At 72.1% G+C, this 14568-nt stretch carries 14 protein-coding genes; 6 read left to right on the top strand and 8 right to left on the bottom strand.

What is annotated here, in order from left to right:
- Positions 1–135 precede the first annotated feature (135 nt).
- Entirely contained in the window at positions 136–594 is a 459-nt protein-coding gene (locus AB0M97_RS18030) for a hypothetical protein (protein ID WP_365961842.1), read from the top strand.
- 23 nt (positions 595–617) lie between these two features.
- Here AB0M97_RS18030 and AB0M97_RS18025 read toward each other — a convergent pair whose 3' ends face one another.
- Positions 618–1439 carry an ABC transporter permease gene (locus AB0M97_RS18025; protein WP_365961836.1) on the bottom strand — a complete coding sequence of 274 codons (822 nt, stop codon included), beginning with the start codon at positions 1437–1439 and terminating at the stop codon, positions 618–620.
- A complete protein-coding gene (locus AB0M97_RS18020) occupies positions 1436–2398 on the bottom strand; it encodes an ATP-binding cassette domain-containing protein (RefSeq protein ID WP_365961835.1) in 963 nt (320 codons plus the stop codon). Before AB0M97_RS18020 ends, AB0M97_RS18025 begins: the two co-directional genes overlap by 4 nt.
- 88 nt (positions 2399–2486) lie before the next feature.
- On the opposite strand from AB0M97_RS18020, the gene AB0M97_RS18015 reads away from it, so the two are divergent.
- On the top strand, positions 2487–3269 hold the full coding sequence (locus tag AB0M97_RS18015) for a TetR/AcrR family transcriptional regulator (RefSeq protein WP_365961834.1): 783 nt from the start codon (positions 2487–2489) through the stop codon (positions 3267–3269).
- Between the two features lie 18 nt (positions 3270–3287).
- On the opposite strand, the gene AB0M97_RS18010 is transcribed toward AB0M97_RS18015, so the two are convergent.
- Positions 3288–4244 (bottom strand): WD40 repeat domain-containing protein, encoded by a 957-nt coding sequence (locus AB0M97_RS18010; RefSeq protein ID WP_365961833.1) that lies wholly within the window; start codon positions 4242–4244, stop codon positions 3288–3290.
- A 99-nt stretch (positions 4245–4343) separates the two neighbouring features.
- On the opposite strand from AB0M97_RS18010, the gene AB0M97_RS18005 reads away from it, so the two are divergent.
- On the top strand, positions 4344–5018 hold the full coding sequence (locus AB0M97_RS18005) for an SGNH/GDSL hydrolase family protein (protein ID WP_365961832.1): 675 nt from the start codon (positions 4344–4346) through the stop codon (positions 5016–5018).
- 153 nt (positions 5019–5171) lie between these two features.
- Complete coding sequence (locus tag AB0M97_RS18000) at positions 5172–6164, top strand: aldo/keto reductase (RefSeq protein ID WP_365961830.1); 993 nt, start codon at positions 5172–5174, stop codon at positions 6162–6164.
- Between the two features lie 266 nt (positions 6165–6430).
- Here the strand turns inward: AB0M97_RS18000 and thpR are convergent, their stop codons facing one another.
- The 4 genes from thpR to AB0M97_RS17980 form a co-directional block, all read right to left on the bottom strand.
- A complete protein-coding gene (thpR, locus tag AB0M97_RS17995) occupies positions 6431–7003 on the bottom strand; it encodes an RNA 2',3'-cyclic phosphodiesterase (RefSeq protein WP_365961828.1) in 573 nt (190 codons plus the stop codon).
- Between the two features lie 28 nt (positions 7004–7031).
- A complete protein-coding gene (locus AB0M97_RS17990; protein WP_365961827.1) occupies positions 7032–8396 on the bottom strand; it encodes an MFS transporter in 1365 nt (454 codons plus the stop codon).
- A gap of 27 nt (positions 8397–8423) precedes the next feature.
- On the bottom strand, positions 8424–8861 hold the full coding sequence (locus AB0M97_RS17985; protein WP_365961826.1) for a MarR family transcriptional regulator: 438 nt from the start codon (positions 8859–8861) through the stop codon (positions 8424–8426).
- 243 nt (positions 8862–9104) lie between these two features.
- Positions 9105–10553, bottom strand: a complete 1449-nt coding sequence (locus AB0M97_RS17980; RefSeq protein WP_365961825.1) for an NCS2 family permease — start codon at positions 10551–10553, stop codon at positions 9105–9107.
- A 151-nt stretch (positions 10554–10704) separates the two neighbouring features.
- Between AB0M97_RS17980 and AB0M97_RS17975 the strand changes: the two genes are divergently transcribed.
- Both AB0M97_RS17975 and AB0M97_RS17970 read left to right on the top strand, forming a co-directional pair.
- Positions 10705–11115: a DUF2530 domain-containing protein gene (locus tag AB0M97_RS17975; protein ID WP_365961824.1), complete on the top strand. Its 411-nt coding sequence runs from the start codon at positions 10705–10707 to the stop codon at positions 11113–11115.
- Between the two features lie 95 nt (positions 11116–11210).
- Positions 11211–13601, top strand: coding sequence for an HAD-IC family P-type ATPase (locus AB0M97_RS17970; RefSeq protein ID WP_365961823.1), 2391 nt, complete (start codon positions 11211–11213; stop codon positions 13599–13601).
- A 15-nt stretch (positions 13602–13616) separates the two neighbouring features.
- Here the strand turns inward: AB0M97_RS17970 and AB0M97_RS17965 are convergent, their stop codons facing one another.
- On the bottom strand, positions 13617–14489 hold the full coding sequence (locus AB0M97_RS17965; protein WP_365961822.1) for a hypothetical protein: 873 nt from the start codon (positions 14487–14489) through the stop codon (positions 13617–13619).
- Positions 14490–14568: the final 79 nt, after the last annotated feature.

Raw genomic sequence — 14568 nt, 5'->3', positions numbered from 1 at the left:
ATACCCCGCCCCACACGACAACGTCGGTCTCCACGACCACAACTGGATCGTGAAGACCGACGTCACGCTCGGCCCGGATTAACCAACAGCGTCCCCATGGGAACGGGCCGGAACCACCCCCCGAACAGGACCCCGGTGCACCACCACGCCTACCTCTGGACCGGGCCCAAGGACCGCTTCGACCAAGAGGCCCTGCGGCGTCCGCCCCATCCCGAACCGCCCCCGCCCGGCAGCCGGCCCGAGCTGATCCAGCGCTACCGCGAGGTGGCCGCCGCGTTCCCCGCGTCGGATCTGCCGCCGCTGGAGACGGCGTACTGGCTCGTCAAGCCGGCCGCCCTGGTACGCGGCACCTGGGACGACGCGGCGGACGCGGCGGCATGGCTCGGGGAGCGGCTCGCCGAGTACGCTCACCGGTTCGCGTCAGAGGTCACGCGCGATGCCGACCGGTACGTCAGGTCCGCGGCCCAGCGGCTCGCCGCCGGAGCCGACGTGTCCCTGGGCTTCTACCTGGAACGCCCCTCCTATCTCTCCCTCGCCCTCGTGACCTGCTCACCCAACCGCGACCAGCCCACGCTCCCGTGCCCCCGGCCGTGACCGTGCCCAGGCCCCGCCACCACTCACCGGCTCAGCTTCTGGAAGCGCCGTACCGCCAGCGGCAGGAAGATCGCCGTGAGGATCACCGGCCACACCCCGGCCATCAGCAGCGCGTGCTGCTCGACCCACGACCCGCCGCCGCCGACCGGCGTGCCGAACAGTTCGCGGGCCGCCGCCGCCGTGGACGAGATGGGGTTCCAGGCCGCCACCCAGCCCAGCCAGTCCGGCATGAGCTGCGGGGCGACGAAGATGCTGGAGATCATCGTCAGCGGGAAGGCGACGGCGAACAGGCCGCCCGCCGCCTCCGGGTTCGGGACCAGGAGGCCCAGCCACACCCCGACCCAGATCAGCGCGAACCGCAGCCACAGCAGCAGGCCGAAGGCGGCCAGGAAGCCCCAGCCCCCGTCCGGGCGCCAGCCCATGGCCAGTGCCGTCAGCATCATGATGCCCAGCTCGGCGCAGGCGACCACGAGGTCGGTCACCCCGCGCCCGGCCACCACCGCCGAGGAGGCCATCGGCATCGAGCGGAACCGGTCGATGACGCCCCGCGTGGAGTCGTACACGACGACCGTCGCGGTGTTGATGAAGCCGAACGCCATCGTCATCACGAACATCCCCGGCATCAGGAAGTCCTTGTAGTCCCCGCCACCGGGCACCTTCATCGCGCTGCCGAAGACATAGCCGTACAGCAGGACCGACAGGATGGGGAAGCCCAGCTGCCAGGCGATGTTGACCGGCTGGCGGCGGTAGTGGGTCAGGCCGCGGCGGACGATGTTCCAGCAGTCGGAGAGCAGCCAGTACACCCGGCCGCGGGCGGCCGGGGCGGTCAGGTCGACGGCGGTCATGCGGTGGCCTCCTTCTCCGTGCGGTGTCCGGTCAGGCGCAGGAACACGTCGTCCAGGCTGGGCCTGCGCAGCCCGATGTCCTCCACGCGCACGCCCTCGTCCTGAAGGGTGCGCGCCACGTCCGTCAGGGCCGCCACCCGGTCGGTCACCGGGGCGTGCACCCGCAACTCACCCTCCTCCGCCTCGGGTTCGCCGTCGGCGACCCGGGCGACGACCTTCACCACGCGCGGGATGTCGGCGCGGTCGGCGACGACGACCTCGATGCGGTCGCCGCCGACGAGGTTCTTCAGCCCGTCCGGGGTGTCGTCGGCGATGGCCCGGCCGCGGTCGATGACGGTGATGCGGGAGGCCAGCCGGTCGGCCTCCTCCAGGTACTGCGTGGTCAGCAGCACGGTCGTGCCACCCGCCACCAGTTCCCGTACGGACTCCCAGACCTCGCCGCGGCTGCGCGGGTCCAGGCCCGTCGTCGGCTCGTCCAGGAAGAGGACGGCCGGGGCCAGGATCATGGACGCGGCGAGGTCGAGGCGGCGCCGCATGCCGCCGCTGTAGTCGCCGACGCCCTTGTCGGCGGCGTCGGTCAGGTCGAACTGCTCCAGCAGCTCGGCGGCCCGCAGCCGGGCCTGCCTGCCGCCGAGGTGGAACAGCCGGCCGAACATCTCCAGGTTCTGCCGGCCGGTCAGTACCTCGTCCACCGCCGCGTACTGGCCGGTGAGGCCGATGCGGGCGCGCACCTCGCGCGGCTGCCGGGCCACGTCGAGACCGGCGACCTCGGCCCGTCCCCCGTCCAGCCGGACGAGCGTGGACAGAATGCGTACGGCGGTGGTCTTGCCCGCGCCGTTCGGCCCGAGCAGGCCGTGCACGGTGCCCTCCCCGACGGTCAGGTCGAAGCCGTCGAGGGCGCGTTTCTCTCCGTAGCGCTTCTCCAGCGCCTCGGCCCGCACCGCGTATCCGTTGGTCATGGATCCCCCTTCGATCAACTGGGTACAGCGTACCCGATTGCGCGTACAGCGTACCCAGTTTTTTTCGCCGGGACTTAAACTGAACCCCATGACGAGCGGCAACAGCGGTACCGGCGGTACGGAGACCAGCGGCAGCGGTGACATCGCGCGCACGCTGGAACTGCTCTGGAAGACCGGCAGACGCCCCAGCCGCGGCCCCCGCCCGGCGCTCACGCTGGACCAGATCGTGGAAGCGGCCGTCCGGATCGCGGACAGCGAAGGGCTGGAGTCCCTGTCGATGCGCCGGGTCGCCGCCGAGCTGGGCACCGGCACGATGACGCTGTACCGCTACGTCCCCGGCAAGGGCGAGCTGCTCGACCTGATGCTGGACCGCGTGCAGCGCCCGACGGAGAACCCCGCCGAACCGGGCGACGGCGGCTGGCGCGCGGCCCTCGAAGCGCTCGGCCGGGCCACCCTCGCGCTCTACCGCCGCCACCCCTGGCTGCTGCGCGTCAACCAGTCCCGCCCGATCCTCGGCCCGAGCGCCCTGGACGGCATGGAGAAGGTCCTCTCCCGCATCAAGCCCATGGGGCTGTCCGACCCCGAACTGGTCTCGGCGATCATCATGATCGACGGGTACGTCGTCGGGGCCGCGCGCACGCAGCTGTACCAGGAGGAGGCCGAGCGCAGGTCCGGGCTCACGGACGCGCAGTTCTGGGAGGCGCAGCGGCCGGTCCTGGAGGAGGTCATGGCCTCCGGCCGCTACCCGGTGATGGCCTCCCTCGCGGAGAACACCTTCGGCCCCGACTTCGACCACTTCGAGTTCGGGTTGCAGCGCATCCTGGACGGGCTGGAGGTCCTGGTCGCCCGGCGGCAGCGCGGGGAGGCGTGACGGGGGCCGCGGTCCGGCTCAGCCCCGGCGAAACAGCCTGCGCGCCCCGAACAGCGCGGCGCACGCCACGACCAGCGCGACCGCACCCGTCCTGAGCCCGGCGCCCTCCTCGCCGCCGCCCGAACCGCCCCTGCCCGACGGAGACTTCGCGTCCCGGCCGGGCGCGACCTCCGCCTCCACCGGGCTCTCCACGCCCTCGCTGCCGTACAGGATCCTCGTGCCGTCGGCGGAGTACGTGACGGACTCGCCCTGGCTCTGCAGCGGCACCTTCAGCCGGCCGCGCCGCTTCGGCTCGCCGCCGTTCCAGTCGTACCAGATGCCGCCGAAGTAGCCGCGCACGGCGAGATGACGGCCGTCGGGCGACAGGGCGGCGTCGGTGGCCCACAGGTCGACGGGGGCGACGGGCCGGAAGGTGTTGCTGCCGGAGGCGGACAGCTCGGCCGGTCCCGCGTAGAGGTGCCCGCCGTTCTCCTGCTTGTCGATGAGGTAGACGCGGCCGGTCTTCGGGTGCACGACGAGCGACTCGGCGTCGCGGGGCCCGTCGGAGTACGTCACGACGTATTGCGTCGCCCGCACCTTCTGGTCCTTCAGCGTCTTCGGCTCGGGCAGCCGGTACACCCACACGTACGGCCAGACCACGCCGTCGTTGTCGCCGATGTCCCCGACCCAGAGCTGGTTGTCCGGCCCGACGGCGATCGCCTCGACGTCGCGCGGGGTGCCCACCCCGGTCAGGGTGACCGTCGCCACGGTCTCGCCGGTGCGGCTGTCGACGGCGTAGAGGTGGGCGCCCTCGTCCTGGTCGTTGTGGGTCCAGTACACGCCGGGGTGCTGCCGGGAGGCGGCGAGACCGCTGGACTCCGTGATGCGCGGGTCCCGGATGGTGAACCCGTCGTCGGCGGCGGACGCGGGCGGGGCGGGCACGGCGAGGGCGCCCACGAGGAGGATCCCGGCGAGCGGGGCGAGCGGTCGGCGCATGCCCCAAGACTGCCATCCCCGGGGCGTGTTCACGCAGGGTGGCCGGACTCACACCCCCGGCGGTCCACCGGGGGCCGGGGCATCGTCCATGATGAGCGGATGCTCAGGTTCATGCCCGTCGGTGACTCGATGACGATCGGCAGCGCGGGCGACCACACGTGGCGCTACCGCCTGTGGCAGCACCTGTGCGCGACGTACGGCGGCCCGTTCACCTTCGTCGGCCCGCGCGAGACGCTGTACGACAAGACCGCGGACGCCCCCACCTCGTACGCCTACGCCGACCCGGACTTCCCGCGCGCCCACCTGGCCGGCTGGGGCGAGGGCTGGCTGCACATGGCGCCGCTCATCGGGGACGCGGTGCGCACCTGCCGGGCGGACGTCCTGCTGGTCTCCCTCGGCCTGATCGACCTCGGCTTCTACACCGGCGCCGAGCAGACCGCGGACAACGCGCGCCGCTTCGTCGCCGAGGCGCGGGCGGCGAACCCCCGGGTGCGGATGGTGCTGCTGCCGGTGATCCCGAACATCCGGGCCGAGCACGACGCCCCCTTCGCCGAGCAGGTCGCCCGCTTCAACGAACTGCTCGCCAAGGCGGCGGCCGACCTGGACGAGCCCCGCTCCCCCCTGCTGCCGGCGTTCCCGCACCCGCCGTACGACATCCACACCGACACGTACGACGGCACGCACCCCAACGACAGCGGCGAACACCGCATCGCCGCGGCCTTCGCGGAGGCCATGCACCAGGGCTGGGACCTGGGGGGCCCGTACGAGCACTGACCGGAACCCGCCGCGACGTCGTCACCGTGCGTATCGTTGTACCGCGCGGCTGCGCTCGAAGGGAGCCGGCCGGTCCTCACGACCGGTGACTTCCCCCGCGACTGAGCCCCGGCGCTTGCCTGGAGCGCACTCCAGGACGTTGGCTTGTGGACCATGAAGTACACGCAGCTCGGACGCACCGGACTCAAGGTCAGCCGCCTCGTCCTCGGCACGATGAACTTCGGCCCGCAGACCGACGAGGCCGACAGCCACGCCATCATGGACGCGGCACTGGACGCGGGCATCAACTTCTTCGACACCGCCAACGTGTACGGCTGGGGCGAGAACAAGGGCCGTACCGAAAGCATCATCGGCAACTGGTTCGCCAAGGGCGGCGACCGCCGCGACAAGGTGGTCCTGGCCACCAAGGTGTACGGCAACATGGCCGCGGACGGCGAGCCCTGGCCCAACCACGACAAGCTGTCCGCGCTGAACATCCGGCGCGCCGTCGACGCCAGCCTCAAGCGGCTCCAGACCGACTACATCGACCTGTACCAGTTCCACCACATCGACCGGGACACTCCCTTCGAGGAGATCTGGCAGGCGATCGACGTCCTGGTCCAGCAGGGCAAGATCCTGTACGCCGGTTCGTCCAACTTCCCCGGCTACAAGATCGCCCAGGCCAACGAGATCGCCGCCCGCCGCGGCGGCACCATCGGGCTGGTCAGCGAGCAGTGCCTCTACAACCTCGCCGAGCGCCGCGCCGAGATGGAGGTCATCCCGGCCGCGCAGGACTACGGCCTCGGCGTCATCCCGTGGTCCCCGCTGCACGGCGGGCTCCTCGGCGGCGTCATCAAGAAGGAGGTGCAGGGCGGTCGGCGCGCCTCCGGGCGGGCCGCGGACACCCTCGCCGACCCGGCCGCACGCGCACAGATCCAGGCGTACGAGGACCTGCTCGACAAGCACGGCGTGGCGCCGGGCGAGGCCGCGCTGGCGTGGCTGCTGACCCGGCCGGGCGTGACCGGGCCGATCGTCGGGCCGCGCACCGCCGAGCAGCTGGAGTCGGCGCTGCGGGCCGTGGAGCTGGAGCTGTCGGAGGAACTGCTGACCGGCCTGGACGAGATCTTCCCGGGTCCGGGGCCGTCTCCGGAGGCCTTCGCCTGGTAGCGGGCGGGGCGGCGCGCCGCCGGACGGTGACGGGTGCGTGACCGGCGCCGCCTCGACCGGCACGGCGGCGGCGCGCCCGGACAGTCACCGGCCGGCGGTGGCGGCGGCGCCGGGAAGCGACCGGCACGGCAGCCCGCCCGGACAGTCACCGGCGCGGTGGCGGCGGCTACCTTCCGAGCGCCGCCGCCACCGCGACCACCACGAACATCAGCACGAGCACACCGGCCATGATCCGGTTCCGGGTCTTCGGGTCCACGCGACCGAGCCTAACCGGCCGCGCCCAGCGGCCACCGGGCGACCGCCTCGTACCGGGGCTGCTCGCCCGGGGTTCCGGACCTCGGCAGGTTGCTGCGCACCAGGACGAGCTCCCGCACGGTCCACGTGCGGGACGTGAACCCGTCCAGGGCCGCCAGGTACGCCCCGACGTCGGCCGCGCCGCGGCTGCGCGCCACCGTGAGGTGGGCCTTGTACCGCCGGTGCTCCCCCATCGGCACGCCCGCCCTGCGCGCGGCGGCCTCGGCCCGCCCGGCCAGCAGCCGCAGCGCCTCCACGTCACCGTCCGCGCCGGTCCACAGCGCCCGGCCCTGCCCGAACTGCCCGCCGCCGCGCAGGGCCAGCGGGAAGGGGCGGGTGCGCCCGGCCGCCCGCGCCAGCCGGGCCGACAGCTCCGGTACGAGAGCGTCGTCGACCTCGCCGTAGAACGCGAGCGTGACGTGCCAGCCGGGCCGGCCGGTCCAGCGCAGCCCGTCCGCGCCCGGCAGCTGCCGCAGCGCCTCCACCTCGGCGGCCAGCTCCCGCGTCACCTCGTCGGGGGGCAGCACGGCGGCGAAGAGTCTCATGGCCCCAGTCTCCCAGCGGGCCGGGCCGCTACGCCGCCCGCGCCAGGTCCTTCCGGCGCTCCCGCGGCACGAACCGCACGTGCGGATGGCCGTGCCGCCAGCCCACCGACAGGCGCAGGCCGCCCACGCGGGCCAGGACCAGAGCGATGACCGCCGCGGCCGTGGCCGCCACCGCGCCGCCTGCCGCGAGGCCGACCCGGGCGCCGTAGGTGTCGGTGATCCAGCCGACGATCGGCGCGCCGACCGGGGAGCCGCCGAGGAAGACCATCATGTACAGCGACATGACGCGGCCCCGCATGGCCGGGTCGGTGGCCATCTGGATGTTGGTGTTGGCGGTGACGTTGACCGTCATGCCGAACAGGCCCAGCGGGATCATCAGCAGGGCGAACATCCACAGGGCAGGCGTCACGGACGCCAGGATCTCGACCGCGCCGAACACCACGGCCGCCGCGGTCAGCACCCGCAGCCGGGCGGTGCCGCGCCGGGCGGCGAGCAGCGCGCCCGCCACGGAGCCGACCGCCATCAGCGTGTTGAACATGCTGTAGGCGCCGGCGCCCGCGGCGAAGACGTCGTCGGCGAACGCGGAGAGGTAGACGGGGAAGTTGAAGGCGAACGTGCCGACGAAGCCGACCAGCACGATCGGCCAGATCAGCTCGGGGCGTCCGGCGACGTACCGCAGGCCCTCGCGGAGCTGGCCCTTGCCGCGCGGGGCGCGCTCGACGGTGTGCAGTTCCCGGCCGCGCATCAGCAGCAGCCCGGCGATGGGCGCGACGAAGGACAGGCCGTTGAAGAGGAACGCCCAGCCGGTGCCGACGCCGGTGATCATCACGCCCGCGACGGCGGGCCCGATCAGGCGGGCGGACTGGAAGTTCGCCGAGTTGAGGCTGACCGCGTTGTGCAGTTGGTCCGGGCCGACCATCTCGGAGACGAAGGACTGGCGGGCCGGGTTGTCGACCACGGTGGCCAGGCCCACGGCGAAGGCGGCGACGTACACGTGCCACACCTCGACGTGCCCGGTGAGGGTGAGGAAGGCGAGAGCGAGGCCGGTGACGGCCATCGACGCCTGGGTGACCAGCAGGGTGGGCCGCTTGGGCAGGCGGTCGACGAGGACGCCGCCGTAGAGGCCGAACAGGAGCATCGGCAGGAACTGCAGGGCCGTCGTGACGCCGACGGCCGTGGAGGAGCCGGTGAGGCTGAGCACCAGCCAGTCCTGGGCGATGCGCTGCATCCAGGTGCCGGTGTTGGAGACGACCTGGCCGGCGAAGAACAGGCGGTAGTTCCTGACCCTCAGCGAGGAGAACATGGAGGTCCTGCCGCGGGTGGCGGCGGGGGCGGGCTGCTTGTCGTGGGGGTGCGGTGCGGGGGCGGAGTGTGCTCCGGTTCCCGAACTCAACAGGGTTCGCCTCCTCGTCGGTGCTGCTTACAGGTGTGCGAGCTTGTCCAGCACGGGTGCGGCGGCGCGGATCTTCGCCCACTCGTCCTCGTCCAGGTCCTCGACCAGCGAGGCCAGGAACGCGTTCCGCTTGCGGCGGCTCTCCTCGAGCATCGCCGTGGCCAGCTCGGTCTGGGTGACGACCTTCTGGCGGCGGTCGTCGTGGTGCGGCTCCAGCCGGACCAGCCCCTTGGCCTCCAGCAGCGCGACGATGCGGGTCATCGACGGCGGCTGGACGTGTTCCTTGCGGGCCAGCTCGCCCGGGGTGGCACTGCCGCAGGTGGACAGCGTGCCGAGCACCGACATCTCGGTGGGGCTGAGCGACTCGTCGACCCGCTGGTGCTTGAGCCGACGGGACAGCCGCATCACGGCGGAGCGCAGGGAGTTCACGGCGGCAGCGTCGTCGCCATGGCTAAGGTCCGGCATCTTGTTAGCGTAACTCATTACCCTGACTAAGGACCACCGCGGACACGTCCAAGTGCCCGGGACGGCGGGCGCCGAAACCCTCTGATCACCCGTACGAGTGAGTCATCTTCGGAAAGAGGCAGTGGCGCGGCCCGCTGCGGTGACCCTCGTGTCCATGCGGACCAGCGTGCTCAGCCTGCGGACCAGGTCCGACCAGGGCGGGTCGGATCGGGTCCCGCCGGTGGCCGATCACGTCGGGCCAGGTCAGGTCAGGCCCAGCGCCGGCATCAGGTACGAGAAGCCGAACACCGCGGCCACCGCGTACATCGCCGCCGGGACCTCCCGGCCGCGCCCGGCCGCCAGGCGCAGCACCACGAAGGTGATGAAGCCCATCCCGATGCCGTTGGTGATCGAGTAGGTGAACGGCATCATCAGCATCGTCACGAAGGCCGGCACGGCGATCGTGTAGTCCGCCCAGTCGATCTCCTTGACCGAGCCCGCCAGGATCAGGAAGCCGACCGCGAGCAGCGCCGGGGTGGCGGCCTGGGAGGGCACCATCGTGGCGACGGGCGTGAGGAACAGCGCGACGGCGAACAGGGCGCCGGTGACGACGTTGGCGAAGCCGGTGCGGGCGCCCTCGCCGACGCCGGCCGTGGACTCCACGAAGCAGGTGGTCGCCGAGGAGGACGTGGCGCCGCCCGCGGCGACCGCGATGCCGTCGATGAACAGGACCTTGTTCATGCCGGGCATGTGGCCCTGGGCGTCGGTCAGCTTCGCCTCGTCGCTGACGCCCATGATCGTGCCCATGGCGTCGAAGAAGCAGGACAGCAGGACCGTGAAGACGAACAGGACGCCGGTCAGCACGCCGACCTTCTCGAAGCCGCCGAACAGGCTGACCTCGCCGACCAGCCCGAAGTCGGGGGTGGCCAGCGGGTTGCCGGGCCACCGCGGCGTCGTCAGGCCCCAGGACGGCACCTCGGCGACCGCGTTGACGACCACCGCGACGACCGTCATGACGACGATGGACACCAGGATCGCGCCGGGCACCCCGCGCACGATCAGCGCCAGCGTGAGCAGCGTGCCGAGCACGAAGACCAGCACCGGCCAGCCGGTGAGGTGACCGCCGGTGCCGAGCTGGAGCGGGACGGTGGTGTGGGCGGCGTCCGGCATGCGCGTGACGAAGCCGGAGTCGACGAGGCCGATCAGCATGATGAACAGGCCGATGCCGATCGCGATGGCGTTGCGCAGCCCGAGGGGCACGGCGTTCATGACGCGCTCGCGCAGGCCGGTGGCGACCAGCAGCATCACCACGAAACCGGCCAGCACGACCATGCCCATGGCGTCCGGCCAGGACATCCGGGGCGCGAGCTGGAGCGCGACGACCGAGTTCACGCCGAGACCGGCGGCCAGCGCGATGGGCACGTTGCCGACGACGCCCATGAGCAGCGTGGTGAACGCCGCCGTCAGCGCGGTCGCCGTGACCAGCTGGCCGTTGTCCAGCTGGTGCCCGTGCATGTCCTTCGCGCTGCCCAGGATGATCGGGTTCAGCACGATGATGTAGGCCATCGCGAAGAAGGTGGCGAGACCGCCGCGGATCTCGCGGGACAGGGTGCTGCCCCGTTCGGAGATCCGGAAGTAGCGGTCGAGGGCGCCCTGGGGCGGCCGGGAGGGCTGCTCGGGCGCGGGGACCTTGGCGGGGGCCGAGGAGGACATGCGGAACCTCATCGCCGACGGGCTCCCCCCGAGCCGCTTTGGCGTTTCCTACGAACAGAAATGGTCAGAGACAAACGGGTTCAGTATGAACACACATTCCGGGAATGGCCATCTGCGCGCGTAGAACCGCTCACCTCGTAAGCTGTGCCGCATGGCGAAGTGGACTCCCAGACACGAGGCGCCGGAGCCCTTGGAGGGCCCCGTGGTCGCCACCGTCGTCGGCGGCACCATCATCTGGTTCGTCCTCTTCGTGGCGCAGCTGCCGTTCTACGGCTGGTTCGACGACCGCGGGCAGACGTGGTGGGTGTGGACGTGCCTGGCGGGCGGCGGTCTCGGCCTCATCGGCATCTGGTACGTGCGCAGGCGCGAGGCGGCGATCAAGCGGGCGGCGGCGGAGGACGCTTCGGCTCAGCGGGCGGCGGCCGAGCGGGCGCAGGAGCCTTCCGCGCCCTCCGGCGGGCCGCCGGGGCAGTCTCCAGCCCCCTCGGCCGGACAACCGGGGCAGGCCTCGGCCGGGCAGCCGGGGCAGGCCTCGGCGCCCTCCGCTCCCCCGGCCGAATGACCGCTACTACCCCGGTACCACGCGCCTCCTCCCCTGGTCGGATCTTCCGGTTCCCCGGCACGTGAAGCCGTGATTCCGCACGTACCGTCGAATGCATGACGCATCTCGACGCGGGCGCCCACGTCGGATCCGTGCCTCCCGGGCCGTCGTCGCCGGCGGTGGGGCTGGCGGCGGCCGAGGTCGCCGAGCGGGTCGCGCGCGGGCAGGTCAACGACGTGCCGGTGCGCAGCAGCCGGTCCGTCCTCGACATCGTCCGCGCCAACGTCCTCACCCGGTTCAACGCGATCATCGGCGTGCTCTGGGTGATCATGCTGTTCGTCGCGCCGATCCAGGACAGCCTGTTCGGCTTCGTGATCCTCGCCAACACCGGCATCGGCATCGTCCAGGAGTGGCGGGCGAAGCGGACCCTCGACTCGCTCGCGCTGATCGGCGAGGTCAGGCCCACCGTCCGCCGGGACGGGACGGCCGTCGAGGTCGGCACGTCCGAGATCGTGCTGGACGACGTGCTGGAGATCGGGCCGGGCGACAAGGTCGTCGTGGACGGGGTGTGCGTCGAGGCGGACGGCCTGGAGATCGACGAGTCGCTGCTGACCGGCGAGGCCGATCCCGTCGTCAAGCGGCCCGGGGACGAAGTGATGTCGGGCAGTTTCGTCGTCGCGGGCGGTGGCGCGTTCCGGGCGACGAAGGTGGGGCGCGAGGCGTACGCGGCACAGCTCGCCGAGGAGGCCTCCCGGTTCACGCTGGTCCACTCCGAGCTGCGCTCCGGCATCTCCACGATCCTCAGGTACGTGACGTGGATGATGGTGCCGACCGCTACCGGCCTGGTCGTCAGCCAGCTGGTCGTCAAGGACAACGACGTCAAGGACTCCGTGGCCCGCACCGTCGGCGGCATCGTGCCGATGGTCCCCGAGGGCCTGGTGCTGCTGACGTCCGTCGCCTTCGCCATCGGGGTGATCCGGCTCGGCCGGAAGCAGTGCCTGGTGCAGGAGCTGCCCGCCATCGAAGGGCTCGCCCGCGTCGACACGGTCTGCCTGGACAAGACGGGCACGCTCACCGAGGGCGGCATGGAGGTGACCGGCCTGACGCCCCTGAACGGCGCGGACGAGGCGGAGCTGCGCCGGGTGCTGGGCGCCCTCGGCGCGTCCGACCCGCGGCCGAACGCCTCCCTGAAGGCGATCATCGACGCCTGCCCGGACCCCGGCGGACGGCGCGCGACACGGGCGCTGCCGTTCTCCTCCGCCCGCAAGTACAGCGGCGCCACCCTCGACGGCGGCGACGGGCGGGCCGCCACCTGGCTGCTGGGCGCCCCGGACGTACTGCTGCCGGACGGCGACCCGGCGCTCGCGGAGACCGAGCGGCTGAACGAGCAGGGGCTGCGGGTGCTGCTGCTGGCCCGCGCCGCCCGCGACCTGGACGACCCTCAGGTCGCCCGGGGCGCCGAGCCGGCCGCGCTGGTGGTGCTGGAGCAGCGGCTGCGCCCGGACGCCGCGGACACGCTGCGCTACTTCGCCGAGCAGGACGTCCGCGCGAAGGTCCTCTCCGGGGACAACGCGGTGTCGGTGGGCGCGGTGGCGGGCAAGCTGGGGCTGTCGGGGGCGGTGGTGGACGCGCGGCGGCTGCCCGCCGAGCGGGACGCGATGGGCGAGGCGCTGGACGGGGCGACCGTGTTCGGGCGGGTCACGCCGCAGCAGAAGCGGGACATGGTGGGCGCCCTGCAGTCACGCGGGCACACGGTCGCCATGACCGGGGACGGCGTGAACGACGTGCTGGCCCTGAAGGACGCCGACATAGGGGTGTCGATGGGGTCGGGCTCGGAGGCCACCCGGGCGGTCGCGCAGATCGTGCTGCTGAACAACAGCTTCGCCACGCTGCCGTCGGTGGTCGCGGAGGGCCGCCGGGTGATCGGCAACATCACGCGGGTCGCCACGCTGTTCCTGGTGAAGACGGTCTACTCGGTCCTGCTGGCGGTCATGGTGGTGGTCTCGCGGGTGGAGTACCCGTTCCTGCCGCGGCACCTGACCCTGCTGTCGACGCTGACCATCGGCGTCCCGGCGTTCTTCCTGGCGCTGGCGCCGAACAAGGAGCGGGCGCGGCCGCACTTCGTGCGGCGGGTGATGCGGTACGCGATTCCGGGCGGCGCGGTCGCGGCGCTGGCGACGTTCACGACGTATCTGCTGGCCCGGGAGCACTACACGGGCGCGGGGGCGCTGGACGCGGAGACCAGCACGGCGACGCTGACGCTGTTCCTGGTCTCGGTCTGGGTGCTGGCGATCATCGCCCGGCCGTACACGTGGTGGCGGATCGCGCTGGTGGCCGCGATGGGCGCCGGATTCCTGCTGGTGCTGGTGGTGCCGTGGCTGCAGGACTTCTTCGCGCTGCGGCTGGTCGGCGTGACGATGCCGTGGGTCGCGGTCGGCGTGGCGGCGGTGGCGGCGGCCACCCTGGAACTCCTGTGGAAGTGGGTGGACCGCCGCGTACCCGCGTAGGGGTGGTGCCGGTGACTACTGCACGTCGACGAAGTCACCCTTGGCGTTGACCGCCGGGGTGGTCGTGGTGCCCGCGAACGCGTAGCGGAAGTAGCCGTCCGACGAGGCGGTGACGGTGGTGCTGAGGTTGCCCGTCGAGTTCGACTTGATGGTCTTCAGCGTGGTGTACGTGCTGCTGCCCGCCTTGCGGAACTGCAGCTTCACGTCCTGGTTGGTGTAGCCGCGGTAGTCGCCGGTCTCCCAGTTGGCCCGGGAGAGCTTGCCGGTGACCGTGATGGTCTTGCCCTTGCGGACCGGCTCCGGGGAGGCGTTGACCGTCAGCTTGGAGTAGCGCTGCACGCGGGTGGTGCCCAGGTTGCCCTGGTCGCTGTAGTCGCCGGTGGTGTAGTTGAGGGCGATCGCGCCGCCCTTCCAGGTGCCGGCGTGCGCGTTCAGCAGCTCGCCCTCGGCCGGGAAGACGTCGATGTCGCCCTTGCAGGAGGCGGTCGTCGCCGACGTGTCGGTGCAGGTGGCCGCGTAGACGCCGAACAGCATGTTGTCGGGCGTGTCGAACGAGCCGCGGTAGATGTACGGGCCCGTGTCGAAGTCCTCGGCGTTGACGTCGATCTCGCCGCCGTGGGTCAGCGTGTAGGTGACCGTGGTGGTGACCTGGTTGGTCGTGCCGACCTTGATCGCCGGGGCGATCTTGAAGTTGGAGAAGGTGATGCCCAGGTCGGCGGCCTCGGACGTGCTGAACGCCGCCTTGCCGGACGTGCCGTGGGCGGACGCGAAGGCCGCGGCGGCGCTCTCACGGAACGTCGGCGCCTCGTCGGCCTGGGCGGCCGGGACAACGAGGGCGGAAAGGGCCAGGGCGCCGGTGACGGCGGCCACAGTGGCTCGTATGCGCATGCAATCCCCATGTGGAGAAAGGGCCCCCGCGCGGGTCGTTCCCTGCGGAGCGCGCTCCGCGCGGGGCCAAAGTGATCGT

Origin of the sequence: Streptomyces sp. NPDC051207, from assembly GCF_040682395.1 — a bacterium.
Taxonomy (GTDB): Bacteria; Actinomycetota; Actinomycetes; order Streptomycetales; family Streptomycetaceae; genus Streptomyces.
This window is presented reverse-complemented; position numbering and strand designations above follow the sequence as displayed.

Coding starts and splice junctions, on each gene's coding strand:
- AB0M97_RS17985 (WP_365961826.1), bottom strand. CDS start 8,861: ATGCCGGACCTTAGCCATGGCGACGACGCTGCCGCCGTGAACTCCCTG.
- AB0M97_RS17975 (WP_365961824.1), top strand. CDS start 10,705: ATGGCGAAGTGGACTCCCAGACACGAGGCGCCGGAGCCCTTGGAGGGC.
- AB0M97_RS18015 (WP_365961834.1), top strand. CDS start 2,487: ATGACGAGCGGCAACAGCGGTACCGGCGGTACGGAGACCAGCGGCAGC.
- AB0M97_RS17980 (WP_365961825.1), bottom strand. CDS start 10,553: ATGTCCTCCTCGGCCCCCGCCAAGGTCCCCGCGCCCGAGCAGCCCTCC.
- AB0M97_RS17970 (WP_365961823.1), top strand. CDS start 11,211: ATGACGCATCTCGACGCGGGCGCCCACGTCGGATCCGTGCCTCCCGGG.
- AB0M97_RS18010 (WP_365961833.1), bottom strand. CDS start 4,244: ATGCGCCGACCGCTCGCCCCGCTCGCCGGGATCCTCCTCGTGGGCGCC.
- AB0M97_RS18000 (WP_365961830.1), top strand. CDS start 5,172: ATGAAGTACACGCAGCTCGGACGCACCGGACTCAAGGTCAGCCGCCTC.
- thpR (WP_365961828.1), bottom strand. CDS start 7,003: ATGAGACTCTTCGCCGCCGTGCTGCCCCCCGACGAGGTGACGCGGGAG.
- AB0M97_RS17965 (WP_365961822.1), bottom strand. CDS start 14,489: ATGCGCATACGAGCCACTGTGGCCGCCGTCACCGGCGCCCTGGCCCTT.
- AB0M97_RS18020 (WP_365961835.1), bottom strand. CDS start 2,398: ATGACCAACGGATACGCGGTGCGGGCCGAGGCGCTGGAGAAGCGCTAC.
- AB0M97_RS18005 (WP_365961832.1), top strand. CDS start 4,344: ATGCTCAGGTTCATGCCCGTCGGTGACTCGATGACGATCGGCAGCGCG.
- AB0M97_RS18025 (WP_365961836.1), bottom strand. CDS start 1,439: ATGACCGCCGTCGACCTGACCGCCCCGGCCGCCCGCGGCCGGGTGTAC.